At 37.4% G+C, this 20,259-nt stretch carries 35 protein-coding genes and 2 pseudogenes; 7 read left to right on the top strand and 30 right to left on the bottom strand.

Features of this window, described 5'->3' with window-relative positions:
- Positions 1-6 precede the first annotated feature (6 nt).
- The 28 genes from HT720_RS06570 to HT720_RS06445 all read right to left on the bottom strand — a co-directional run bounded on the left by HT720_RS06570 (position 7) and on the right by HT720_RS06445 (position 13,668).
- Positions 7-1,737 carry a terminase large subunit gene (locus HT720_RS06570; RefSeq protein ID WP_173275061.1) on the bottom strand — a complete coding sequence of 577 codons (1,731 nt, stop codon included), beginning with the start codon at positions 1,735-1,737 and terminating at the stop codon, positions 7-9.
- The gene (locus HT720_RS06565) at positions 1,730-2,122 is read right to left on the bottom strand and encodes a P27 family phage terminase small subunit (protein ID WP_001118282.1); all 393 of its coding nucleotides are present in this window, start codon (positions 2,120-2,122) and stop codon (positions 1,730-1,732) included. Before HT720_RS06565 ends, HT720_RS06570 begins: the two co-directional genes overlap by 8 nt.
- Positions 2,123-2,262: 140 nt before the next feature.
- Positions 2,263-2,589 carry an HNH endonuclease gene (locus HT720_RS06560; protein WP_173275058.1) on the bottom strand — a complete coding sequence of 109 codons (327 nt, stop codon included), beginning with the start codon at positions 2,587-2,589 and terminating at the stop codon, positions 2,263-2,265.
- 453 nt (positions 2,590-3,042) lie between these two features.
- A complete protein-coding gene (locus HT720_RS06555; protein ID WP_173249854.1) occupies positions 3,043-3,585 on the bottom strand; it encodes a site-specific integrase in 543 nt (180 codons plus the stop codon).
- A gap of 188 nt (positions 3,586-3,773) precedes the next feature.
- Positions 3,774-4,175 carry a transcriptional regulator gene (locus tag HT720_RS06550; RefSeq protein WP_173275055.1) on the bottom strand — a complete coding sequence of 134 codons (402 nt, stop codon included), beginning with the start codon at positions 4,173-4,175 and terminating at the stop codon, positions 3,774-3,776.
- 211 nt (positions 4,176-4,386) lie between these two features.
- The gene (locus tag HT720_RS06545) at positions 4,387-4,785 is read right to left on the bottom strand and encodes a helix-turn-helix transcriptional regulator (protein ID WP_173275052.1); all 399 of its coding nucleotides are present in this window, start codon (positions 4,783-4,785) and stop codon (positions 4,387-4,389) included.
- Positions 4,786-4,965: 180 nt separating this feature from the next.
- Positions 4,966-5,397 (bottom strand): hypothetical protein, encoded by a 432-nt coding sequence (locus tag HT720_RS06540; protein WP_173275048.1) that lies wholly within the window; start codon positions 5,395-5,397, stop codon positions 4,966-4,968.
- Positions 5,391-6,620: an N-6 DNA methylase gene (locus tag HT720_RS06535; protein ID WP_173275044.1), complete on the bottom strand. Its 1,230-nt coding sequence runs from the start codon at positions 6,618-6,620 to the stop codon at positions 5,391-5,393. The genes HT720_RS06540 and HT720_RS06535 overlap by 7 nt, the downstream gene beginning before the upstream one ends.
- Before the next feature lie 21 nt (positions 6,621-6,641).
- Positions 6,642-6,773: a hypothetical protein gene (locus tag HT720_RS10360; RefSeq protein ID WP_275690484.1), complete on the bottom strand. Its 132-nt coding sequence runs from the start codon at positions 6,771-6,773 to the stop codon at positions 6,642-6,644.
- The gene (locus tag HT720_RS06530) at positions 6,770-7,195 is read right to left on the bottom strand and encodes a YopX family protein (RefSeq protein ID WP_173214387.1); all 426 of its coding nucleotides are present in this window, start codon (positions 7,193-7,195) and stop codon (positions 6,770-6,772) included. Before HT720_RS06530 ends, HT720_RS10360 begins: the two co-directional genes overlap by 4 nt.
- The gene (locus tag HT720_RS06525; protein ID WP_173275032.1) at positions 7,192-7,683 is read right to left on the bottom strand and encodes a MazG-like family protein; all 492 of its coding nucleotides are present in this window, start codon (positions 7,681-7,683) and stop codon (positions 7,192-7,194) included. Before HT720_RS06525 ends, HT720_RS06530 begins: the two co-directional genes overlap by 4 nt.
- Positions 7,684-7,691: 8 nt before the next feature.
- Entirely contained in the window at positions 7,692-8,150 is a 459-nt protein-coding gene (locus HT720_RS06520) for a hypothetical protein (protein ID WP_173229522.1), read from the bottom strand.
- Entirely contained in the window at positions 8,150-8,410 is a 261-nt protein-coding gene (locus HT720_RS06515) for a DUF1372 family protein (RefSeq protein ID WP_173275029.1), read from the bottom strand. Before HT720_RS06515 ends, HT720_RS06520 begins: the two co-directional genes overlap by 1 nt.
- Positions 8,407-8,601 (bottom strand): hypothetical protein, encoded by a 195-nt coding sequence (locus tag HT720_RS06510; RefSeq protein WP_000724358.1) that lies wholly within the window; start codon positions 8,599-8,601, stop codon positions 8,407-8,409. Before HT720_RS06510 ends, HT720_RS06515 begins: the two co-directional genes overlap by 4 nt.
- Positions 8,601-8,858 (bottom strand): hypothetical protein, encoded by a 258-nt coding sequence (locus HT720_RS06505; RefSeq protein ID WP_173275025.1) that lies wholly within the window; start codon positions 8,856-8,858, stop codon positions 8,601-8,603. The genes HT720_RS06510 and HT720_RS06505 overlap by 1 nt, the downstream gene beginning before the upstream one ends.
- Positions 8,858-9,364 carry a DUF1642 domain-containing protein gene (locus tag HT720_RS06500; protein WP_173275022.1) on the bottom strand — a complete coding sequence of 169 codons (507 nt, stop codon included), beginning with the start codon at positions 9,362-9,364 and terminating at the stop codon, positions 8,858-8,860. The genes HT720_RS06505 and HT720_RS06500 overlap by 1 nt, the downstream gene beginning before the upstream one ends.
- Positions 9,354-9,545: a hypothetical protein gene (locus HT720_RS06495; protein WP_173275018.1), complete on the bottom strand. Its 192-nt coding sequence runs from the start codon at positions 9,543-9,545 to the stop codon at positions 9,354-9,356. The genes HT720_RS06500 and HT720_RS06495 overlap by 11 nt, the downstream gene beginning before the upstream one ends.
- Positions 9,532-9,699: a hypothetical protein gene (locus HT720_RS06490; RefSeq protein WP_173275015.1), complete on the bottom strand. Its 168-nt coding sequence runs from the start codon at positions 9,697-9,699 to the stop codon at positions 9,532-9,534. The genes HT720_RS06495 and HT720_RS06490 overlap by 14 nt, the downstream gene beginning before the upstream one ends.
- Positions 9,700-9,714: 15 nt before the next feature.
- Positions 9,715-10,110, bottom strand: a complete 396-nt coding sequence (gene ssb, locus HT720_RS06485) for a single-stranded DNA-binding protein (protein ID WP_000609557.1) — start codon at positions 10,108-10,110, stop codon at positions 9,715-9,717.
- A 98-nt stretch (positions 10,111-10,208) separates the two neighbouring features.
- Positions 10,209-10,424, bottom strand: coding sequence for a hypothetical protein (locus tag HT720_RS10230; RefSeq protein WP_240156327.1), 216 nt, complete (start codon positions 10,422-10,424; stop codon positions 10,209-10,211).
- On the bottom strand, positions 10,424-10,618 hold the full coding sequence (locus tag HT720_RS06480) for a hypothetical protein (RefSeq protein WP_173275012.1): 195 nt from the start codon (positions 10,616-10,618) through the stop codon (positions 10,424-10,426). Before HT720_RS06480 ends, HT720_RS10230 begins: the two co-directional genes overlap by 1 nt.
- Positions 10,618-11,487 (bottom strand): phage replisome organizer N-terminal domain-containing protein, encoded by an 870-nt coding sequence (locus HT720_RS06475; protein WP_173275010.1) that lies wholly within the window; start codon positions 11,485-11,487, stop codon positions 10,618-10,620. Before HT720_RS06475 ends, HT720_RS06480 begins: the two co-directional genes overlap by 1 nt.
- The gene (locus tag HT720_RS06470) at positions 11,478-11,726 is read right to left on the bottom strand and encodes a hypothetical protein (protein WP_240156331.1); all 249 of its coding nucleotides are present in this window, start codon (positions 11,724-11,726) and stop codon (positions 11,478-11,480) included. Before HT720_RS06470 ends, HT720_RS06475 begins: the two co-directional genes overlap by 10 nt.
- A 63-nt stretch (positions 11,727-11,789) precedes the next feature.
- A complete protein-coding gene (locus HT720_RS06465) occupies positions 11,790-12,113 on the bottom strand; it encodes a hypothetical protein (RefSeq protein ID WP_173275004.1) in 324 nt (107 codons plus the stop codon).
- An 85-nt stretch (positions 12,114-12,198) separates the two neighbouring features.
- Positions 12,199-12,456 (bottom strand): hypothetical protein, encoded by a 258-nt coding sequence (locus HT720_RS06460; RefSeq protein WP_000370959.1) that lies wholly within the window; start codon positions 12,454-12,456, stop codon positions 12,199-12,201.
- A gap of 13 nt (positions 12,457-12,469) precedes the next feature.
- Entirely contained in the window at positions 12,470-13,183 is a 714-nt protein-coding gene (locus HT720_RS06455) for an ORF6C domain-containing protein (protein WP_173275003.1), read from the bottom strand.
- 142 nt (positions 13,184-13,325) lie between these two features.
- Entirely contained in the window at positions 13,326-13,529 is a 204-nt protein-coding gene (locus tag HT720_RS06450) for an XRE family transcriptional regulator (protein ID WP_173275002.1), read from the bottom strand.
- The gene (locus HT720_RS06445; RefSeq protein ID WP_172448391.1) at positions 13,522-13,668 is read right to left on the bottom strand and encodes a hypothetical protein; all 147 of its coding nucleotides are present in this window, start codon (positions 13,666-13,668) and stop codon (positions 13,522-13,524) included. The genes HT720_RS06450 and HT720_RS06445 overlap by 8 nt, the downstream gene beginning before the upstream one ends.
- A 286-nt stretch (positions 13,669-13,954) precedes the next feature.
- On the opposite strand from HT720_RS06445, the gene HT720_RS06440 reads away from it, so the two are divergent.
- The 5 genes from HT720_RS06440 (at position 13,955) to HT720_RS06420 (ending at position 17,298) form a co-directional block, all read left to right on the top strand.
- On the top strand, positions 13,955-14,320 hold the full coding sequence (locus HT720_RS06440) for a helix-turn-helix transcriptional regulator (RefSeq protein WP_000484469.1): 366 nt from the start codon (positions 13,955-13,957) through the stop codon (positions 14,318-14,320).
- A 12-nt stretch (positions 14,321-14,332) separates the two neighbouring features.
- Positions 14,333-14,716, top strand: coding sequence for an ImmA/IrrE family metallo-endopeptidase (locus tag HT720_RS06435; protein ID WP_112445529.1), 384 nt, complete (start codon positions 14,333-14,335; stop codon positions 14,714-14,716).
- Positions 14,717-14,751: 35 nt separating this feature from the next.
- Positions 14,752-15,678: an HIRAN domain-containing protein gene (locus tag HT720_RS06430; protein ID WP_173275001.1), complete on the top strand. Its 927-nt coding sequence runs from the start codon at positions 14,752-14,754 to the stop codon at positions 15,676-15,678.
- 14 nt (positions 15,679-15,692) lie between these two features.
- Positions 15,693-15,977 (top strand): hypothetical protein, encoded by a 285-nt coding sequence (locus HT720_RS06425; protein ID WP_173275000.1) that lies wholly within the window; start codon positions 15,693-15,695, stop codon positions 15,975-15,977.
- Positions 15,978-16,149: 172 nt separating this feature from the next.
- Positions 16,150-17,298: a site-specific integrase gene (locus tag HT720_RS06420; RefSeq protein ID WP_173274999.1), complete on the top strand. Its 1,149-nt coding sequence runs from the start codon at positions 16,150-16,152 to the stop codon at positions 17,296-17,298.
- 262 nt (positions 17,299-17,560) lie between these two features.
- On the opposite strand, the gene HT720_RS06415 is transcribed toward HT720_RS06420, so the two are convergent.
- Together HT720_RS06415 and comW are read right to left on the bottom strand one after the other, a co-directional pair.
- Positions 17,561-18,847, bottom strand: a complete 1,287-nt coding sequence (locus HT720_RS06415) for an adenylosuccinate synthase (RefSeq protein ID WP_173275297.1) — start codon at positions 18,845-18,847, stop codon at positions 17,561-17,563.
- Positions 18,848-19,077: 230 nt separating this feature from the next.
- A complete protein-coding gene (gene comW / locus HT720_RS06410) occupies positions 19,078-19,314 on the bottom strand; it encodes a sigma(X)-activator ComW (RefSeq protein ID WP_173274998.1) in 237 nt (78 codons plus the stop codon).
- A gap of 238 nt (positions 19,315-19,552) precedes the next feature.
- Here comW and HT720_RS06405 point away from each other — a divergent pair.
- Together HT720_RS06405 and HT720_RS06400 are read left to right on the top strand one after the other, a co-directional pair.
- Positions 19,553-19,796, top strand: a pseudogene (locus HT720_RS06405) (transposase); the annotation flags it as partial.
- Between the two features lie 173 nt (positions 19,797-19,969).
- Positions 19,970-20,206 (top strand): annotated as a pseudogene (locus HT720_RS06400) (transposase family protein); the annotation flags it as partial.
- Positions 20,207-20,259: the final 53 nt, after the last annotated feature.

Genomic DNA, 20,259 nt, shown 5'->3' with positions numbered 1-20,259 from the left:
TTCTCTCTAATCAAAGAATCTCATCACATCGCCACCCTTACCAAGATTAGCAAGAGCCTGTATACAAGCAAAGACGCTGGCATCAAACAAGTCAATCCTTGCAGTACCACCGTCTCCGTCTAATTTTTCATATTGCACAGCGTCATCCACCTTTTCAATTGCTCTAACATTGCTCACACAGTATTCATAAGCGTCAGAATGAAGATAGTAAAATTCCTTGTTCTTGACTTTGAACTCAATCCGCCTGAACCCCTCGGATTTCAGATAGAACAACTGAGGCTGGTCAATCATCTTAAACTTAGCCTTTTTCATCTTGGCTAAAAACTCACGACCAAACTTCCTATCCATCCCCACAGCTTGGATTTTAAATCCACGCTCACGCATACTGATGAACCATTTGACGATATCATCATAGAGAACCGTTGGAGTGTTGCTCATCGTCAACCAACCATCGGACTTCCACCCAAAAAGTGGAATCCCATCATCGTTAGCCTTCTTCTGAGCGTTAATCCGAGGAAAGAAAGCATGTGTGATACAGATATCAATATCTTTTTCACCATCATGATAGACACCGTAGAGAGCAGCTGCTGTTAAGTCATGTAATCTTGACAAGTCCGCACCACCATACCAACGAATCGGCAAGCGTGCCAGCTCTTCTAAACTCCAATCGTAGCAACTATCCGACGCAATGAACTCATCAGGATTAAAATAAGCGTTCATAGAGTTAGTGAAGATATTCAGGGTCTTATTGAAAAACTCGTTTCGAGTCTGAGGATCATTCATAGCCTGCTCTGCTTCTTCCTTGAGAGCCTTGAGCGAAACCGTGACACCCCATGACGGATTAGCCATCTTGAGGATGTTCTCGTCCAGATAGTCCACTACATCACCATCAGCAGATTGATTAGCCTTGCAGATGAAGATGAAAAATGAATCATCAGTGACCAATTGCTTGAGCACCTTTTGACAGTATTTCAGACGGTTAGCAAGGAACCCAGTAGGAATATCCCCAGCTGTAGAGATAACAAAAAGCATACTGTTACGGTATGCCGACATTGTTTTTTTCATAAGACCATGCTTCTTACTGTTCCTCATTGTGTGAGCTTCGTCCAAGATGATAACATTCCCATTCAAAGAGTCCAGACGGCTCTCATCATTCGCTAGAGCTTGGATAAAGAAAGAACCCTCATCACCAAAATTAGCAGTAATAGAGTGTTCCTGGTTATTATCCTTGATACGAATGTTCTTATCGTTCCAGCGTTCAACATTGAATCTTAAAAAACCAAAAGCTTCCATCGCTTGCTTGACTGAGTTAGCAACGATATAGCATTTTGAACCGCTATCCGTGTCCAGAATCTGATAAGCAAGTGCAATTGCAGCAGTAAACGAGGTCTTGCCATTCTTCCGAGCAAGCATAATAAGCGCTTCTTTGAACCTGCGCTCATTCGTCCCCTTATAGTAAAACCCAAACAGGTTCACAACTACAAAGTGTTGCCAAGGTTGCAAGAGTAATGGCTTGTTACGGATAGACACCGCAAACATATCATCGCCCTGTTGGTGAACTATCACGTTTTCGATAAAGTGAATGACAAAATCCACCATATCCACATCCATCTCAAAAGCAGGATTTTCTAAATCACGGAAAAAACGTTCAGCAGCAAGAATGTTCTCTTCGCAATGTTCTTCTCGGTGAGTTAAGACGTGTTGAGCGTATTCTTTTGCTTTATCAAGATTACCCATTGCCAGTCACTCGCTTCTTCTTGATTTCGTTCTTGAACTTCAGGACTTCAGTAAGAACTGACTCACCCTCTTGTTCTACTACCTCACCGAGAGATTTCGGATTCATCATCAGCTGATTAGAGTAGCTGAGAATGTCTTTCCTCAAAATTTCCATTGCTGTCAAGATTGGAACTTTGCGCTCATTTTCAGCACCAGCTTTATTGACGTAGGTGTCTGTTACTGGATAACCCATGTCAGCATAATCTTGAGCAAGTTTCTGATACTGGTATAACATACCTGCAAAAATGTCAATGATCATTTCGAACTCTTTACGATAAGTGCCCAAGTCTTTCATCTGCTTGACCACTTTTGACTTAATTGACTTCGCTGTAATTGGTTTAGCCAAAAACTACCTCCTTTCGTCAAAATCGCTTAGTTTTTATCCCCTTTTTGTTTGAAGCCTCCCGACTTGGAAAAAGTTCCCTTCACCGGTTCTCAGAGGCTTCGAAAAAAATTTTTTGAAGTGGGGGGGATAAAAAATTTTTTTCATTTTTCATTTTTGTTTTTGAAAAAATTTAAAAATTCTTTTTTTCTTTTCTTCTGCCAATAAATTCCATTTCCGATTATCTTATCGTTGTTGCGGTCATGGAACGTATTATGTTTGCGGTTGGCCAGCGGCAAACAATTCCAAGATACATACTCCAACTCTGGATACTCAGATACTGGGTAAATATGATGAACCATTTCAGCTGGAACTGACTGCCCGTATCTTAGACTTTCTTGGCAAAGGTAATCGTGTTGTCTCATGACCTTGTCACGAAACTTGTACCACTTCCTTGTCTTCAAGCTCTGTCTGACTGGTTTGTTGTACATGATATATACTCCTTTGTAAAACAAAAGGACAGGCTCTTGACCTATCCCATCTCATACAAGAAATCTATGCTACCATAATAAACCTTTTTTTGCGAGACTTCAAGATGTCTTTTGTCTCATCTTTTGTCTACAAAATCATATACGAGAGCTCCAATAAATACTAAAGGCAGAAATAGAAAAATCAATCCATGTTTAAATATTTTCCCTATGTCTTCTTTTGTCCAATCGAAAACAATTTTCAAAAACATCAATGCGATAAAATAACAAACTAAATATCCTATGAGTAACATATTCCTCTCCTCCATCTATACCAATTTTATCCCTCACTTTCACATATCTTATATTTTGTTAAACTCACTCTAAATCTCAAACCCTTGTTAATCATGGATTTTAAAGTGTTTCATTTTTTCGGTTTATGCTTAACTCATTATGTGAAAGTAATATCTAAAAAAATTAAATGACAAAGTTCCGTAGTGCATCATCAAGCTCTGCTTGTTCTATCCCTATGTATCTCAATGTGATTGCAGGCGATGAGTGATTGAACATTTTCTGTAATGTTCCTACGTCCTTTGTCTTGTTGTAATATTTATAGCCGAATGTCTTGCGCATTGTATGTGTGCCGACATTATCAATGCCAAGCTCTTCAGCAGCCTCGTGAATAATTTGATAGGCTCTCTCACGAGTGATTGCTTTATTTTTCCCTTGCCTACTCTTGAATAGAAAATGATGGAATGGTTTATCTTCGACATATCTTCTCATTTCTTTCTTGAGTTCTTTTGTCATCCGCCTTGTTATCTGCTTGCCAGTCTTCCGTTCTCTCAGCTTGATGTGCCAGCCTTGAACATCTTTAACTTTTAAAGTGAGGATATCTCCAACTCTCAATCCAGTATTCAGACCTGTGATGAATAGCATATAATACATCTCATTCCATTCTCTGAGATAATCTTTCATAGCTTGTATATCATCGTTCTCTTTTATCGGTGATACAAATTCCATAACTGCCTCCTTTCTACAAAACAAAAAGCCAGCTGGTTGCTGACTCATGATGTTCCTCTGTTAAACAACTTTTCTGGAAAAAATAGGATGACTCCAACATGTGATTTGTGTTTTTGTTTCAGAAGTTCATGCTATCATAATAGACCTTTTTTTGTGAGACTTCAAGATGTCTTTTGTCTCAATCTTATTTACAACTCACCTTTCAAAATAGCGTACTGTTCTAAGATAATCCTTCTACGTCGATAGATTGTAGCTTTGCTCATGAATTTTTGTTCTGCTATTTCTTCCCATCTCAGTTGAGGGTATCTCCAGCGTAGATTAAAGATCTCCATATCCTCATCCACTAGATTACTCAAGAGTTTGTTAATAATCCCTTTTAATCCTTCAAGAAATTTTAAAGTCGGATCATCCGCGATTCTGATTGCGATAGTTTCGGTAGGTTTGCTTATTCCTACAGTAGGTCCACTTTGAGCATCTGGATTTCTGGTTTCTAATTCTAGCCTTCTTAAATCTATTGTGCGTTGAATGTTTTGAAATTTGAAAAGTTCTCTGTCTAACGTTTTGAGTTCTTCGTCGCTCAATTTTTTCAATTTCCACCTCCAAGTTTTTAAAAAATGTAAACAAGTTATCAAACATTTGAGAGAAAGTCTTTCGAATATTAGAAAATGCCTGGTTAATCATTTTAGCTATAGCTTCAATTTCTTCAGTACTTAATTTCCGTAGTTGTTTTTCTAATTCTTTTTGCTTTTCTTGTATCTGCCGTTTAGCTATCTTCTTCTTAATTCTTTTGTTCATTGAGTCTTATTTCCTTTCTTGGATCTCAATCCCAAAAAACGTACAGATATCTTCGATGGCAAACTCTGAAATACTTGCACCGTTCTCCCAATTATTGATTGTTGAAACGGAATAGCCTAACTTATCGCTTAACTCTTTCTGAGTCAGTCCACGCTCTAGCCGTTTTGTTTTCAAAATGGTATTGAACTCTTTGGGGACTATATCGAATAAAATTGATTCCTCAACTCCTAACTCTTCAGCTATTCGTTTTCTAAAACGTTCAGGCGGCACCTTGCCTCTTTCCCAACTACCAATCGTGTTTGCTGAAACACAGAGCACTTTCCCAGCTTGTGTTTGTGTCAATCGCCTTGATTTCCGCCACATCCGTAATTGTTCTGGGAATTTTTTGTTTTCTCTATTCATCATCCACCTCTCCTATTTTTACCAAAACTCTGCCATTCGGATATCTATTCTTACTCGTCTTTGTTCCATAAAATCTAACTGTTTGTTCAGTTATCCCAAGTTCTCTACTTATTTGCTTAACTGTCCCGCAAGTAATGAACTTTTCACCTTTGTAAAGAGCATACTCATTCATACCTTTTCGCCTCAATTAAAAAATATTGTAAACATATCTTTCTTGATGTCTTCATACGCTTTAATTTCTTCCTCGTAAGCTTTTTTTAATTTTAAAATAGCTTGAATTTCTTGAACGAACTGTTTTTGAACTTCAAGGTCATCGTCGAAACGGATTTCCAATTTCGCAATATTTGAAACCTGCAAATTCAGACCTGTCTTCCATTTATGAAAAAACGGAGGGAAAGCGTGCTTTATTGCGAAAAATAAATAATCTGGTAAAATTTGGTCTTTGCTTTCAACGACGACATATTTATGTGAGACAACCCCGTCTTCTTCCAACCGCAGGATCTCTCCTTTCGTTGCAGAAACCTGAATCAACGTAGCACCTTTACGATATATTTTTCTCTCATTAGCTCTCTCAAAGTGAGCAACCTCCGTAATGTTTTTAGTTCTCTTTACCATAACTCTAACTGCTCCTGTATTGGTTCTAATCGTTTTTCAGTCACATCTAAGCGATCGGGATATTCTTCTTCTGTAAGTTTTATAAAATTATCTAAATCTTTTTTGAAGAATTGTAAAAATTCATCTTCAGCTTTTCTTGTTTCTGATATAGCTGTAAGCAATTTTTCCATCACTTCGTCGCTTTTTGGAATAACTGGCGGTTCATAAGTATCAATATAAGTATTATTTTGAAGTGTCCAATCATTTTCTTTTATCTCATCAATCGTTACTAACTCTGATTTCTTTTTCACGACTAATCTATCTTTAGCGAGAGTTACGATCTTTTCAATATGTTCAGGTAATATTATATTTTGTTTTGGTCTAACTTGTACATCGTCACTTGCATCTAAAAAATACACATCTTCATTTCTCGTTCTATTCAGTTCTATAACGACGACAGGAATAGAAGTGGCAAGAAATAACTTTTCAGGAAGTGTAACAATCTTATTTACATATCCATTTTTTACCAAATTTTTTCTAATTTCTTTTTCAGCCTTATCTCTGAATAAAATTCCCTGAGCCATAATTGCAAAAAGTTTTCCTTCTTGTTTTAAATAATGAAATCCATGTAAGAGAAATGCATAATCGGAGTTAACTTTTGGTGCAACTCCAAGATCATTAAATCTCACATCGTTTTGTGGAGGATTCCATGACATTCCGTAAGGCGGATTCATGACAACCACATCGAACATTATTGCTTCAGTTTGTTCTTTTTTACTTATAACTCCATACTCTTCTCCTTTTTTAATTTGATAAATTCCAAAGATTTCGCCTGTCAAAACATCTTTATGGACGACCTCACTCTCTTGATTTCTCAGAGCTAGATTTAGCAGCAGAAATGGAATAACTCTACTTGAAAATTCTTCGCAACGTACAAAATCTGCTTTATGTCGTGCAAGATAAGAAATTGTCAAAGTTCCTGTTCCAGCACAGACATCAAGCAAGTTATTTCCCGAAGGAGTCAACTTACTAACTAGTTCACTAATTCCATCAGGCGTATAATCCTGTTTCAAACTTTTCCGATCAGCTTGCTCTTCTTGAAAGAAATCTCTGAATAGATCAATTGTTTTGTCTGTATATTCTTCATCTACTCGTCTCAATATTTCATCTTGTCGCTCTGACAATAATTCTTCAAACAACAATCTTGGAATATCAATCACTTCTCGACAATCCAGTAAATTCAAAAATAGCTCTTTGATGTTTCGTCACCTTCCTTCTTTTTCCATCTCCTCAATCAGCCAATCAAGGTTCTTACGTGCCTTCTTCAGATCTTCAAGACCGTTTGCACCTTGGTAGTGGCTTGGTTTGTTGATGTTGTCAATTATTTCTGGGTTCATTCCTTATCCTCCAAAAGTTCTGGGTTTTCGTAGATATTGCCAATGACTTCATAATTCTTGCGAATATCTTCATAGTCCATAGCTTGAAACCATTCATCATCATCACAACTAGAATTAAGGTGAAACCCGATATTTTTTATTTTATATCCAAAATCTTCCTCATAAATCCATTTACCAAATTTGACTACGCTGGGCATTCCACTATTCCTAGAAACCACATCCCCCTCGAAAATCTCCACCCCGTTCTTATCCTTGAGTCCTGTTGATTGCATGAGGATCAATTCTGACTTTTCGATAGGAATAAGAAGTTTGGAGTCCGATGTTGGTTTTTCCATGTTGCAAATCAAGCCGTTATCTGTGATAAAAAAATGTTCTACGAATTTCTTTTCTACGCTATCCCACACTCTAAATTTTGGTGTCATGCCAAATCCTCCTCCTTCACAAAGCTGCCATCAATCCAACGACCCTTGCGATCTTTGATTTCTTGGTAAGCCAGTTCAAAACATTCCTCGAAGCTATAACCAAGTGCATTGCTGATTGATTTTAGATGACCAATCAATAGAGTCAATGATTTTATACGTAAGGTCATAAGTTTCAGATGTTGTTCTGTTTGAATGTTGCTAATACATGTATTTGCGTACGCGAATGATGTCATAATATCGTTCTTTCTAACATTCTTCGACTCTTCAAAAATACTATCCACATCCACTTTGCTCAGCAAGGCCAGACCGACAATCACGACTGTACAGTCTCCGATACTATCCTTGGTCAGTTGCTCATTCTTCTTGAGATAGCCAGCACATAACTCGCCAAATTCTTCACTCAATTTCAAAGACTGCTTGTCTAGTCGTCCACCATTTTCTAAATCACGGTCTATAAACCATCGTTTGACTTGTTCTAGTGTGTTCATGATAACTCCTATCTTTTCGTTATTCTTGGTAAAATTTCATTCACGATGAATATATAATTAGGTGCAAGAGTTGCTTTTAAAACAATTGCAAGAACTAATGTTATCAAGCTTGCGCTTGATGAAATGCAACTAATTTTTAGTGGTATTTTTAAGTCCTTTCTTTTCCGTTCAATGCGTTCTAATTTAATTTCTTCCTCGGTTTTTCCTGTACGTATATCATAGGAATAAACAAAACCACCATCGTATGTAAAATATATGAGAGTTAAAACTGCTAAAACTACTGCAGAAACACTAAATATTATAATTGACATGATTTGAAAAAGACTGAAGAGATCATAAATCATCTTTTCTTTAACGAACATTTCATAAATCTGTGGTGCATTCCCTTTAAATGTTGTAAGCAAAGAACTTACTTCATCAACAGTCATATTTAGCATTTTTGCTAAAGCTTGTAAAATATCGTCCATTAGAGTAACACCTCATCCCCAACTTTCACTTTCTCGTACACATCCTTAGTAACCACGAACACACCGTAGTCACGAATGGTAAGCGTGTATAGCTTCCCCTGTCGTCCTTTCTCAACGACCTTACCAAAAATCTCAGCGCCTGCGTTATCCGCCTTGTAGATAACCATCGGCTTCTTCTCTTCCAAATCTCGAATCCTGTCCATCTGCCAGATATTTAATCCGGCAGACAATAAAATCCAGATAGCTATGAATCGTTTCAATCTGTTACCTCCTTGATTTTAACAAATAAGATCTTGCTGGGATTGAGCAACACAATCTCAGGACCAAGATTGATTTCAAGAAGTTGCTTGTTTTCATAACGAAATTTTAATTCATTGATAAAATCATCTCTATCTGTTTTGAATTCTATTTGCTCGCCTCCTAACCCTATGATAAACGTTATTTTCTTCATCACTCCACCCCATTTCTCAATTCAAAATCAATTCCATATAAGAGCAAATCATTTTGAAAGTCAACAAATGCTTCAATCATCTCAGCTTCTTGAAAGTCGTATTCCTCAACCGTACTTAAGAAATCATCAATATCATTTCTTTGGACACTTCCGTATTCTGTCTTTGTATGTTCCATAGCTGTTTCATAGCCATCTACATCAATTGTGTAGCGTATTCTGCCACTCGAAAAATCATATTTGTAATTCTTGATAATCATCACTCCACCTCCTCAATCTCAATACCTGGACAATCGAACACCCAGCCGAATCCAGCTTCTTCTAGTTCTTTACGGGTGTGGGAATATATAGCATTGTCTAAACTAAGGCTTTTTGTAAAGTAATACCTTTCCAAAAGTTCTCCATAAACCAACATATTTTCTTTAATATTCCCTTTAATCTTAACCCGATACCGCCTCTCTTCCTCGACCTCGTAGCCGTTAAGCCATGCACGAGCAAATGTTTCTTGGTTGTTTTTATCCTCAAGCCATTCCCTGATTTCTTTTTTTCCAAATAAATAATCCATCGCTTGAAACAAATCCCAGTCACCAGTTTTTTTGAAATACTCAATTTTTTCCGCCACAAACTCCGGAACTTTGACCGGTTTGGGTTCGTCTAGTTGTTCAAAGATTTCTTTAACATCTTCCCACCAAACTGCATAACCTTGATAATTGCCAATTATTGTTTTTCGTTCTTCGAATTTCTCAATCAATTCCTTAAGTTTCATCTTCCAACTCCTCTACTTTCTGCCTTAATTCTTTATTCTTTTTCTTCAACAAATCGCGCTCCAGCGCTCTAATGCGTCTTTTCCGTGCATCGCACGGCTTCGAATACTCGATTATCTTCTCTTCATTTTGCTCAATTGTACGTTTCAGTCCTTCGATTACTACCTGTTTATCGTACTTCATCGTCTAAAAATCTTTCAATAGCTTCTCTATAGGAGACTTCCGCCATACCGTCTAAGTCGTTCAGGGCTTCAATATAGTCTGGACGCCCTTGCCCATACTGCTCTTTCAAAAATTCAACAAAGAGATGAATTTCCTGATAGGTTACTCCAATCATATTTCTTACCTCACACTAAAACGGAAAATCATCTTCTTCAAGGGCATAGCCTGGCATTTGTTCCTCAATGTTCGAACGGTTAGCTGTATCATCACGCTTTTCAAGTCGCTCAAAACCATCTGCGACCACCTCGGTCAGATAGACCCTGCGCCCCTCCTGATTCTCATAGTTCCTTGTCTGGATGCGCCCCGTCACACCGACCAGATTGCCTTTCTTGCACCATTCTGCGAATAGCTCCGCCTGCTTGCGCCACATCATACAGTTGATGAAGTCCGCCTCTCGCTCGCCGTTTGCTCCCTTGAAATTCCGATTGACCGCTAGCGTAAAGGTGGCAACCGCCACATTCGACGGCGTATATTTTAATTCAGGGTCTTTCGTCAAGCGCCCTACCAATGTAACGTTATTGATCATCTTTCTTCTCCTTTCTTGCTGCACGTTCCCCGACTAAGTAGCCGAGAAATAACCACAGAATAGCCATTCCAAATTCTTTAATAAGTTCAATCATTTTCTTATCCTCCTGAAAAAGTTGCTAAATAGTAACAATCCTTCGCACCATAGTCAAATCGTGTTGTCCGCTGACCAATGTGCTTTTGAAACCTTGGATGAGTGATAGCCGAGAAAGCCCATTGATGGTCTTTCATCTGCTCAATGAGATCATCGACATTGTCAAACGTCCCAAGGTAAAACTTGCAGTGCCCATTGTAAACGAAGTAAAGCTCTAACATCACTCCACCTCAACTGGGTAAAAGTTCCCAAAGGAACCCCTCAATGCCTTTCCAACTTGTAAGGCTGCCGCCCGAGAAACAAACCGCAAGGCTTTCTTCTCCTCAGAACATGAAATGTCCAAGCCAGTCACACCAATAACTGCGGACCTCAGAAAGGGCTTATCCTCTCTTGTCCCATGCTTTAAAATAAACATCAGCCACCTCCATTCTCAAGCCTTTCAAGTAATTCACGTTTCCGTTTTTCAAGCTCTTCCTTGTCCTCCTCGCTTGTCGTATTCACATAGTTAGGTTGAGACCATTCAGGAACGTTAGATTTTGCTTGTCCTTGGCGATTACTGATTTTACTTTCTCTGTATTGACGCTCACGTTCATCCACTGCTGCAATCGTCAAGACCCCGTCTTTTTTCCAATTCGTCAAAATTGCTTTAATATAACTAAAATTTCTTTTACCATTGTCAGCAGCAAGACCAATTGCTTTCAGGACAACTTTCGCTTCCATGCCGTCCAAGGTGATGAACTCTTTCAAGATTTCAAATTGAGTTCCATCTAACGGAGCAATACGAGATTGATATTCTTCCACGATGAGCTCGACTGGATTTTTATCTTTCTCTATATCTATATCTTTCTCTATATCTTTCTCTATATCTATATCTCCGTTGCAAGTTGTTGCAATAGTGTTGCAATGCAACGCTGTTAATTCTCTGTGCTTACGACTTCTGCGAGTGCTCGCGGTTTCACTTCCTACCATTTCAGGAACTTGCTCTAAAAAATAATCCCTATCATTTTTTCTAGTCAACAAGCCCTTGCTCTCCAAGAAAATCAAAGTAATTTTAATATCTTCGACATTCTCATCAATGACAAGAGCGATTTCTTCAGCTAGATTGTCAGCAAGTCCATCATAGTAAATATGCCCTCCGTCTTCCAAGCTAATTAACATCATTTTGAGATAAATGATGGTATGTGTATCTCCACCAGCAATTTTGCGAAGTAGTTTCATCTCCTTTGACTTAAAGAAGTCTTGGGCAAGCTGGATCCAGAAATACCGCTTGTTTTTTAACGCCATAATCTCACACCCCACTTCCTACGATTAGCACGGTATTTCATCCGCATATCCTCATAGATGTACGTGCCCTCTAATGCCATCTTCTCGACCTTTAACAGCTTATTTTCAGATACCACATCACGATAGTCCTTGGCTAGTTTTTCATAGTCGGTTAGGTATTCTTTGATAAGTGAAATTTTCCTGTTCTCGTCCTCTAAATATAGTTCAAAATCAGACTTTTCTTCATCAGACGACATCATTTCAATATTCACTCTCTCATGCCACAACAGCCATTCAATCAATTCTTCCATTTTCTGCCCTCCTCATGACAAAAATCTGATTGCAGACTGTTTAGGTTCTGGTAATGCCAGAGGTTCTGGGCGTAAGCCTACAGGCGGTTCGTTGTCGTATGTGAAGCCTTTGAACTCTCTGCGGATATTCTTGCGGATTTGTTGGCGTTCTGCCTCTCTACCACGTTCGTATGCATGGTTGTAGCCTTGGATAATCATAGACGCAAATTCTTGCTCTTCTCGTCTCTCTTCTTCCTCTCGTTGTTCTTGCAATTTGATATGACGGCAAGCTCCTGCAAATCCAATCAGCAAGGCTCCAACTCCCATCAACTGGTCTAAAATCGGTGGTTCAAACATTTTTATCTCCTTATCCTCTTTTTGTGTTATAATATAGTCAAATAATTTTGCTAAGACCTTGTCCAGAAGCCTTTTAGTAAAGTTATTATATTTGATTAGAGAGCCATTCTTTGATGGCTCTTTTTGACCATTTCTTACCAGGTAATTCCTTTGGAAATCCCTTTAAGTAACGATAATTATCTGAAAAGGTGGCATACTTAATTCCTAGAAATTCGCAGGTAGTGTTCACATCCATCAACTCTGGATAGTGATCACTATCTTTTTCTATTTCGACTAGCCTTGTGATTGTGTCCTTGATAATAGATTTAATCCATTCAGACAGTGAAAGTAGAACATTGTCCATCTTCTTCCCCTTTCTAGACGTCATCAAATGAGTTCAATTTCATGATTTTCATCTTGGTATTAGTGCTTGGCTCCCACGTCATCCAGTAAGCAAGAGCGGCATCCGCATGCTTCTTGGGTAGCAAGTCATAGCGACTAATGTTGAAGTGGTCTTTGAAATCAATCTCAGCTTGTCTAAAGACTGACTGAGCGAAAGTCTTATCCGCATAAGCTGGACTGTCGATACCACCCAAGCAAGCCACGACCCTAGCCTTGCGCTTCTTCAAGAGCGACTGAGCATAGCTTGGATGAATCGGTTGCTCACTCTTGAGGTAGTCGATATCTTCCAGCATGCTAGCTTGTTGCTCACGCAATTTCTTCTGTCCAGTAAATAGAGCAATGAAGGCATCCTCGTCCAAATCCTCACGGATGAATCCCCCTTGCTTACGAATAGCTGGCAAAACCTCTGATGTCACCCAGCGCTTGAACTCTTTAGCTTGAGGCAACTTGCTGGATAAGATAAGAGAGTAGAGACCAGATTCGTTGATGATAATAGTTTCTTGGACCCTTCCTAAATTATCTGTGAGGCCCTGTTTTAGGGCGTCATCTTCATCAACATGAAGAGCAATCGCATTTCTAGCCTTGCTATATCCTAGGATGTCTGCAACATCTTTCCCAACGAACCAAGGCTCGTCATCAATTGTCAAAGTACGGACTTCCTGCCCGTGAAAATTAAAAATTTCGTTCATAATGTTCCTCTTCTTACTTTTCCTAGTGTTAAAATAGTTTCCCAAACATCTAGTCCCTCAAGACTATCGATCATCATCTGACTAAGTTGGTGATTTTTCTTCTGCCAATTCAGTATTATTTTTGCTTGCATGTATGGACCTCTCAGTGATTTATCCAAGGATTCTCAATTCCTAGAACATCTGTGACTTTTTCTTTTACATAATCACTTCCTTTGCCATATTTCAGTAGCTCTGAAATAACTGATGATGCTACAGATACTTGTTTTGCCAATTCGGCTTGAGTCATATCAAGCTCAATCAAACGAGTTTTGATTTTAGCCTTGATTATCTTTAGTTCTTTACTCATCTTCTTCCTTTCTATATTTCTCTGCTTCTTTTGAAATTTTCAAAAGCATTGAAAGTCCCCCAACTACTCCATCTAGATACCCTCGCCCATAATCTGTCGCTAAGAGTTCCAATAATTCTTTCAGGTCTTCTTCGTTCATCCCTGACCTCCTTTTAAAAAATTATCTAAAAAGTTAGCGAATTTTCTTGACATTTTTAAATAAATGATTTAAAATCAAACCATAGAGAAAAGACCTACTAAAAGTAAGGTTCTACCTAGAAAAAACGGACGCCAATCAGTTTCATTAGGCTTTATTTTTTAGTTGTCTTATTCGCTAACTCTTTAGCTTACGAATATAATTTTAAATTATTTATTTAATTTTGTCAACAACTTTAATCAAATAATTTAATTATTTTTTCGTAATGCTTAGAAAGGTTGATAAATCAATGTTTCCAACATACGAAAAAATCAAAGAACTTGCAAAAAAACAGGGACTTTCTATAAATGCTTTGGAAGAAAAGCTTGGATATAGCAGAAACACACTATATTCCCTAAAAAAACAAAAAGCTAGTACAGAAAGAATGCAAGAAATCGCTGATTACTTTAATGTATCCTTAGACTACCTGCTCGGACGTACAGATAATCCAGCTATCGCTGGTAATTCAAAAGAGTACACATGGCAAGGGAAGACACTGAATGTTGAAGAAATGGCATCTAATGTCATGATGTTTGGTGGCCGAGAATTAACAGATGAAAAGAAGAAAATCATCCAGTCTATCATTGAAGGTTATCTCAAAGAAGCTGGTGATTAGAGGTGCTGCTTAGTGACCGAAAAAGAAATTATAAGTCATTTTCAGGTTCGCATTGTCGATTTTGACGGTGAGCTAATACCTGATGAACTTGGATTTTACGAAAAAGAAACCAATACAGCTTTCTTGTCGAATAAACTCAGCAAAAAAGAAAGGGTTAAGGTCCTACTTCATGAGCTAGGACACAAGGACCATACGCGCTCAGAGTACCAGAACGCTCGCTTACGCTGTGAAAACGAAGCTGATAGGAATATGATCCATCATCTCGTAAAAGACGCACTAGAAAGCTTAGACGACCCCACAGAATTTGATTACCTCAAATTCATGTCCTACTATGATCTAAAAACTATGACTAATGAAGTCATGGTTAAGGAAGAATATCTAGCATTGGTTAATTAAATGATATTGTGGGTATTTGGCTAGAGGAGGAAATTGTGCAAAAGACTGTTGAGAAAATACTGTTTAGAGTTGCTGGTGTAACCAAATATAAAAAAGCGGTTAAAGAAGCCTGTAATCTAATTGCCGAAGATAACGGAATCCCAGAATATGCAAAGTACTATAGCAATTTATCAACTAAGGAACTTAGAGAAGAACTTGAAGAATATGGCATGAAAGTTTTCAAATATCAAGATTTAGACTTTTTCAATATTGAGCTTGTTCCAGAAGTAGATAATAAGTATGATCCTAATGCTATAAAAGTTTTGATATTTAATAATCATGTAGGATATGTTCCTGCGACTGTTGCTAAAACAATACGAAAATATTTTGATAACAAAAAATATAACTTTGTAATAGAGGGAGAGATAAAAGGTGGACCATACAAAGAGTGGGATGATTTAAACGATAAGGTTATTACTAATAACGACTTAGATATTGGTTTTGAAATATATCTATCAGTTATTGATTCTACGCTAGAAGAAAGTAATGAAGTCTCACCGACGACTCCAATCGAAAATGTGGTACATAAAAAGACTGAAAAAGAAAGCTCTGAATTGGCATTAGATGTTCATGAAATAGATTTGCGAGAAAAAGAAGAGCAAAAAAATATTGAGCCTGTGCTAACATCCGATGCATTAGAATTGAAAAAAGAATCAGATTTAGTACAATTATCAAAACCAACTATCCCTATTGAAGGAAACGCATTAAATGTTGCTGATTCTACTCAATTTACTACTTCAGTTGAAACAACACTAAAAAAAGAAAGTCCTACAATTAAATCCATTATATTATCTAGTGTCGGTCTACTCTTCTTACTTGCTTCCCTATCTCTACTGTTTGAAGGAAAAATTGGGCCATTCTTTATTGGACTAATAATATCTTATATCTTAATAAGACCAATAATTAAATATCTAAAAAAATAAACGGAGGAAATATTATGGCGTTATTTGGTGGAAAAGATAAAATTTCAAAAAAAGATACTCAAAAACAAAAATATTATGCGGATGCTATCCCATATTTTGAAGAAAATGACATGATTCATATTCTTGAAAAATATCCTGAGCAAGCTGCATACATCGGAAATATACTAAGTAGCAAAACTATCGCTTTAGCAAATGCAAGCGGTCCTGGTGCGTTTGAAAAAGTTCAAATACAACAAAATCAGATTATCATTCAACAAAATGAAGAGATAATCTCCTTGTTAAAAGAACTTAAAAAATAAAAAAAGCCCCACAATCTCCCTCGCCAAAGTTTGATTGTGAAGCTTACCCTTATAAAAAATCAGCCATTTAAAAGGCCTCTTTTCTATACCCTATTTTACACCATGAAAGGAGTGATGTCAATATTCTCAATGTTTAGACCTTGTCCAGAAGCCGATAAACAAGGAGAATACAATGAAATATAATAAAACAAAATACCCAAATATCTATTACTATGAAACTGCAAAAGGCAAACGTTATTACATCAGACGCTCTTTCTATTTTCATGGTAAAAAGAAAGAGATTACTAAAAGCGGTCTCACAACCCTTCCACAAGCTCGTGCATCCTTGGCAGAGATTGAACAACAAATCAAAGACCAAGAATTAGGTATCAATACTAATCTGACTCTCAATCAGTATTGGGATATCTATTCTGAAAAGAGATTATCTACAGGGCGCTGGAATGACACTTCCTACTACCTCAATGATAATCTCTACAAGAACCATATCAAGCCCAAATTTGGTTCTACCCTGCTTAAAAACCTAGATAGAAATGAGTATGAACTCTTTATCGCTGAAAAGTTGCAGAACCATACCAGATACACTGTTCAAACCCTCAATTCCAGCTTCATGGCATTGCTGAATGATGCCGTCAAAAATGGGAATCTGCTCTCAAATCGCTTGAAAGGTGTCTTTATTGGCCAGAGTGATATTCCTGCAGCTAACAAGAAAGTGACTCTCAAAAAGTTCAAGACTTGGATAGTAAAGGCAGAAGAGATTATGCCAAAACAATTCTACGCTCTGACCTATCTTACCATTTTTGGATTGAGAAGAGGAGAAGTCTTTGGATTGCGCCCAATGGACGTCACTCAGAACGACAGTGGACGGGCTCTACTGCATCTTAGAGACAGCCGAAGCAACCAGACCTTGAAAGGGAAAGGAGGGCTTAAAACGAAAGATTCAGAGCGATATGTCTGCCTTGATGATATCGGAACAGACCTTATCTATTATCTGATAGCTGAAGCTTCTAAAATTAAGCGAAAGTTAGGGATTATTAAGGAACAGCACAAGGATTATATAACTATCAACGAGAAAGGTGGTCTCATCAATCCAAACCAGTTAAATAGAAACTTCAATCTAGTGAATGAAGCAACAGGATTGCATGTAACACCTCACATGATGCGCCACTTCTTCACGACTCAAAGCATTATTGCAGGGGTTCCGCTTGAACAATTAAGCCAGGCGCTGGGCCATACAAAAGTCTATATGACCGATCGTTACAATCAAGTAGAGGACGAACTTGCTGAAGCTACAACAGACCTATTTCTTAGTCATATTCGCTAAAAAATCCCCGCCAAAATCTCAAAAATTCCCCGCCAATTCCCCGACCAAAATCCGAAAAATACCGAAAAATATCGAAAAATGATTTTTAGAATAGTCCCAAAAAGCCTGAAATAGAGCCAAAAAACTCCACCTGATTAGGTGGAGTTAAGGGAGATTATTATGAAAAAGAAAAGTTTAGGATATTTGTTACAACAAGTTAGGAGGTCTTCTTGTAACTGTCTATAGTATACCCGATCTATCTTAAACAAATCTTAAAAATCTCTTAGGACCAAACACTTTCTAAAATATTTGTTTGTTCACGACCAGGACCTACTGAGAAAGTAGAAATACGAACGCCAACCAATTCACTCACACGACGAACATAATTACGCGCATTCTCAGGAAGGTCTTCCAAATTACGAACTCCAGTAATATCTTCTGACCAACCTGGCAACTCTTCATAGATAGGCTTGCAACGTTTCAATTGCTCAAGACTAGCTGGATAGTAGTCAATACGTTGACCATCAAGATCATAGGCCACACAGATTTTCACTGTATCTAAACCACTCAAAACATCGATAGAGTTCAATGAAAGGTTAGTGATACCAGAAACACGACGACTATGGCGCATCACAACTGAGTCAAACCAACCCACACGACGTGGACGACCAGTTGTTGTCCCATATTCATGACCAATTTCACGGATGCGATCTCCCACTTCATCAAATAATTCAGTTGGGAAAGGTCCGTCTCCTACGCGACTCGTATAGGCTTTACATACACCTACAACCTTGTCAATCTTACTTGGACCAACACCAGACCCAATTGTCACACCACCAGCGACAGGGTTTGAAGAAGTAACAAATGGATAAGTACCTTGGTCAATATCTAGCATAACACCTTGGGCACCTTCAAAAAGCACACGTTTACCGTTATCAAGCGCATCATTCAAAATGACAGATGTGTCTGTCACATACTTCTTGATTTGTTGACCATATTCGTAATACTCTTCAAAAATATCATCGAAAGCAATCGCTTTACTGTCATACAATTTTTCAAAGAGACGATTCTTTTCAGCAAGGTTACGTTCTAAACGCTCACGGAAAATATCTTTATCTAAAAGATCTGCAATACGAATCCCAACACGAGCAGCCTTGTCCATATAAGCTGGACCAATTCCCTTGATTGTAGTCCCAATCTTATTGTCGCCCTTAGCTTCTTCTTGCAAGCGATCCAACTCGATATGATAAGGCAAAATAACATGGGCACGATCAGAAATACGCAAGTTATCAGTTGTCACACCTTCCTCATGAAGATAGCTCAACTCTTTTACAAGAGATTTAGGATTTACAACCATTCCGTTTCCAATAACAGAGATTTTTTCAGGAAAGAAAATCCCAGATGGAATCAAGTGCAACTTAAATTTCTTACCATCAATCACAATCGTGTGACCTGCATTATCACCACCTTGGTAACGTGCAATCACTTCTGCATTCGCTGAAAGGAAGTCTGTAATCTTCCCTTTACCTTCATCACCCCATTGGGTACCTACAACAACAACTGAAGTCATAATCTTGTCTGAGCCCTCAGGCTCTTCCTTTCTCACATACATGGCAGGAATCTCACCCGCAATTATATCTTACAATTTATTATAAGAAAAAATCGCCTTTTTATCAAGAAGAAACAATAGAAAGATTTGCTATTTCCAACTATTAAAAAATGTTTTAGAAAAAATTCCGGCTATTTATCATTATTTTTCCACAAAAAGTTAAATTTGTTCGGAAATTAACTCATATTGTCTCAACAAGCAACAAAACCTTGTTTCATTATCAATTTTTCAAGATACAAACGATAAGCAACACGATAATGGTAAACGATAAAATCCCTACGACACCCAATGCCATATCTAACTAAATAATAAATCAAAAATTTAAAATGAAAATGTTCCCAGTCAAAATTATCACCAAATACAGTACCATACTCTTCTTCGATACTGTCATAGAAATCAGTCATCTGCTCATAAATACTTTTTAGCATAAATATATACTCCTTTTCTTTTTTATAAACTTATTCTAACAAAAAATTTTAAACAGTTATTAACAATTCCTGAATTGTTAAAATACCAACCTCAACAAGATAAAAAATAGGAAAAGTTGACAGAATAGAAACAAATTTACTACCTGAATTAAACTATTGTAAAGACCTTATTAACTGCGTTAAATACTAAAAGAGACTGAGGTAAAAATCTTAAAATAAGAAAAACGCATAGTATCAAATTTTTCAAACTATCTTTAAAACATTTCTCAAAGATAACGAGAAAATTGTCAATGTCCTTAAACTAGCCTATTCTAACGCCAAACTAGAAGTCACTAATAATCCCATCAAACTTATCAAGCGCAACGCCTCTGGTTTTCGGAACTTTGAAAACTTCAAAAAAACGGATTTTCATCGCTCTAAACATCAAAAAAAGAAAGGACGAAATTTGCCCTTTCTCGAGATTAGCTTTTCTGGCTCTATAATATTTGTAGTGGGTAAATCCCCTATGGATATTATGGAGCCTATTTTATTGTAGAAAAAAAGTCCCATATCATCTATAATGAAAAGCGACCAAACCATCATTAGAAAGATTCATATGGAACAATTACATTTTATCACAAAACTACTAGACATTAAAGACCCTAATTTCTAAATTATGGATATTATCAATAGGGGTACACATAAGGAAATTATCGCTAAACTGGACTACGACGCCCCATCTTGCCCTGATTGCGGAAGTTAAATGAAGAAATATGACTTTCAAAAACATTCTAAGATTCCTTACCTCGAAACTACTGGTATGCCTACCAGAATTCTACTTAGAGAGCGTCGTTTTAAGTGCTATCAGTGCTCGAAAATGATGGTGTCTGAAACTTCTATCGTCAAGAAAAATATCTCGCTTCATTAGGTGCGAGATAGATTATTAATGGCTCTATAATATTTGTA

It is taken from the genome of Streptococcus sp. 68 (assembly GCF_013277415.1).
GTDB lineage: Bacteria > Bacillota > Bacilli > Lactobacillales > Streptococcaceae > Streptococcus.
The sequence above is the reverse complement of the archived record's forward strand: the minus strand, read 5'-3'. Positions and strand labels throughout refer to the sequence as shown.

What these genes read in the sequence shown, in the direction of transcription:
- HT720_RS06570 (WP_173275061.1), bottom strand. Translation starts at nt 1,737, where the DNA reads ATGGGTAATCTTGATAAAGCAAAAGAATACGCTCAACACGTCTTAACT.
- HT720_RS06560 (WP_173275058.1), bottom strand. Translation starts at nt 2,589, where the DNA reads ATGTACAACAAACCAGTCAGACAGAGCTTGAAGACAAGGAAGTGGTAC.
- HT720_RS06555 (WP_173249854.1), bottom strand. Translation starts at nt 3,585, where the DNA reads ATGGAATTTGTATCACCGATAAAAGAGAACGATGATATACAAGCTATG.
- HT720_RS06545 (WP_173275052.1), bottom strand. Translation starts at nt 4,785, where the DNA reads ATGATGAATAGAGAAAACAAAAAATTCCCAGAACAATTACGGATGTGG.
- HT720_RS06540 (WP_173275048.1), bottom strand. Translation starts at nt 5,397, where the DNA reads ATGGTAAAGAGAACTAAAAACATTACGGAGGTTGCTCACTTTGAGAGA.
- HT720_RS10360 (WP_275690484.1), bottom strand. Translation starts at nt 6,773, where the DNA reads ATGAACCCAGAAATAATTGACAACATCAACAAACCAAGCCACTACCAA.
- HT720_RS06530 (WP_173214387.1), bottom strand. Translation starts at nt 7,195, where the DNA reads ATGACACCAAAATTTAGAGTGTGGGATAGCGTAGAAAAGAAATTCGTA.
- HT720_RS06525 (WP_173275032.1), bottom strand. Translation starts at nt 7,683, where the DNA reads ATGAACACACTAGAACAAGTCAAACGATGGTTTATAGACCGTGATTTA.
- HT720_RS06520 (WP_173229522.1), bottom strand. Translation starts at nt 8,150, where the DNA reads ATGGACGATATTTTACAAGCTTTAGCAAAAATGCTAAATATGACTGTT.
- HT720_RS06510 (WP_000724358.1), bottom strand. Translation starts at nt 8,601, where the DNA reads ATGAAGAAAATAACGTTTATCATAGGGTTAGGAGGCGAGCAAATAGAA.
- HT720_RS06505 (WP_173275025.1), bottom strand. Translation starts at nt 8,858, where the DNA reads ATGATTATCAAGAATTACAAATATGATTTTTCGAGTGGCAGAATACGC.
- HT720_RS06500 (WP_173275022.1), bottom strand. Translation starts at nt 9,364, where the DNA reads ATGAAACTTAAGGAATTGATTGAGAAATTCGAAGAACGAAAAACAATA.
- HT720_RS06495 (WP_173275018.1), bottom strand. Translation starts at nt 9,545, where the DNA reads ATGAAGTACGATAAACAGGTAGTAATCGAAGGACTGAAACGTACAATT.
- HT720_RS06490 (WP_173275015.1), bottom strand. Translation starts at nt 9,699, where the DNA reads ATGATTGGAGTAACCTATCAGGAAATTCATCTCTTTGTTGAATTTTTG.
- ssb (WP_000609557.1), bottom strand. Translation starts at nt 10,110, where the DNA reads ATGATCAATAACGTTACATTGGTAGGGCGCTTGACGAAAGACCCTGAA.
- HT720_RS10230 (WP_240156327.1), bottom strand. Translation starts at nt 10,424, where the DNA reads ATGTTAGAGCTTTACTTCGTTTACAATGGGCACTGCAAGTTTTACCTT.
- HT720_RS06480 (WP_173275012.1), bottom strand. Translation starts at nt 10,618, where the DNA reads ATGTTTATTTTAAAGCATGGGACAAGAGAGGATAAGCCCTTTCTGAGG.
- HT720_RS06475 (WP_173275010.1), bottom strand. Translation starts at nt 11,487, where the DNA reads ATGGCGTTAAAAAACAAGCGGTATTTCTGGATCCAGCTTGCCCAAGAC.
- HT720_RS06470 (WP_240156331.1), bottom strand. Translation starts at nt 11,726, where the DNA reads ATGATGTCGTCTGATGAAGAAAAGTCTGATTTTGAACTATATTTAGAG.
- HT720_RS06465 (WP_173275004.1), bottom strand. Translation starts at nt 12,113, where the DNA reads ATGTTTGAACCACCGATTTTAGACCAGTTGATGGGAGTTGGAGCCTTG.
- HT720_RS06460 (WP_000370959.1), bottom strand. Translation starts at nt 12,456, where the DNA reads ATGGACAATGTTCTACTTTCACTGTCTGAATGGATTAAATCTATTATC.
- HT720_RS06455 (WP_173275003.1), bottom strand. Translation starts at nt 13,183, where the DNA reads ATGAACGAAATTTTTAATTTTCACGGGCAGGAAGTCCGTACTTTGACA.
- HT720_RS06450 (WP_173275002.1), bottom strand. Translation starts at nt 13,529, where the DNA reads ATGAGTAAAGAACTAAAGATAATCAAGGCTAAAATCAAAACTCGTTTG.
- HT720_RS06445 (WP_172448391.1), bottom strand. Translation starts at nt 13,668, where the DNA reads ATGAACGAAGAAGACCTGAAAGAATTATTGGAACTCTTAGCGACAGAT.
- HT720_RS06440 (WP_000484469.1), top strand. Translation starts at nt 13,955, where the DNA reads ATGTTTCCAACATACGAAAAAATCAAAGAACTTGCAAAAAAACAGGGA.
- HT720_RS06425 (WP_173275000.1), top strand. Translation starts at nt 15,693, where the DNA reads ATGGCGTTATTTGGTGGAAAAGATAAAATTTCAAAAAAAGATACTCAA.
- HT720_RS06420 (WP_173274999.1), top strand. Translation starts at nt 16,150, where the DNA reads ATGAAATATAATAAAACAAAATACCCAAATATCTATTACTATGAAACT.
- HT720_RS06415 (WP_173275297.1), bottom strand. Translation starts at nt 18,847, where the DNA reads ATGACTTCAGTTGTTGTTGTAGGTACCCAATGGGGTGATGAAGGTAAA.
- comW (WP_173274998.1), bottom strand. Translation starts at nt 19,314, where the DNA reads ATGCTAAAAAGTATTTATGAGCAGATGACTGATTTCTATGACAGTATC.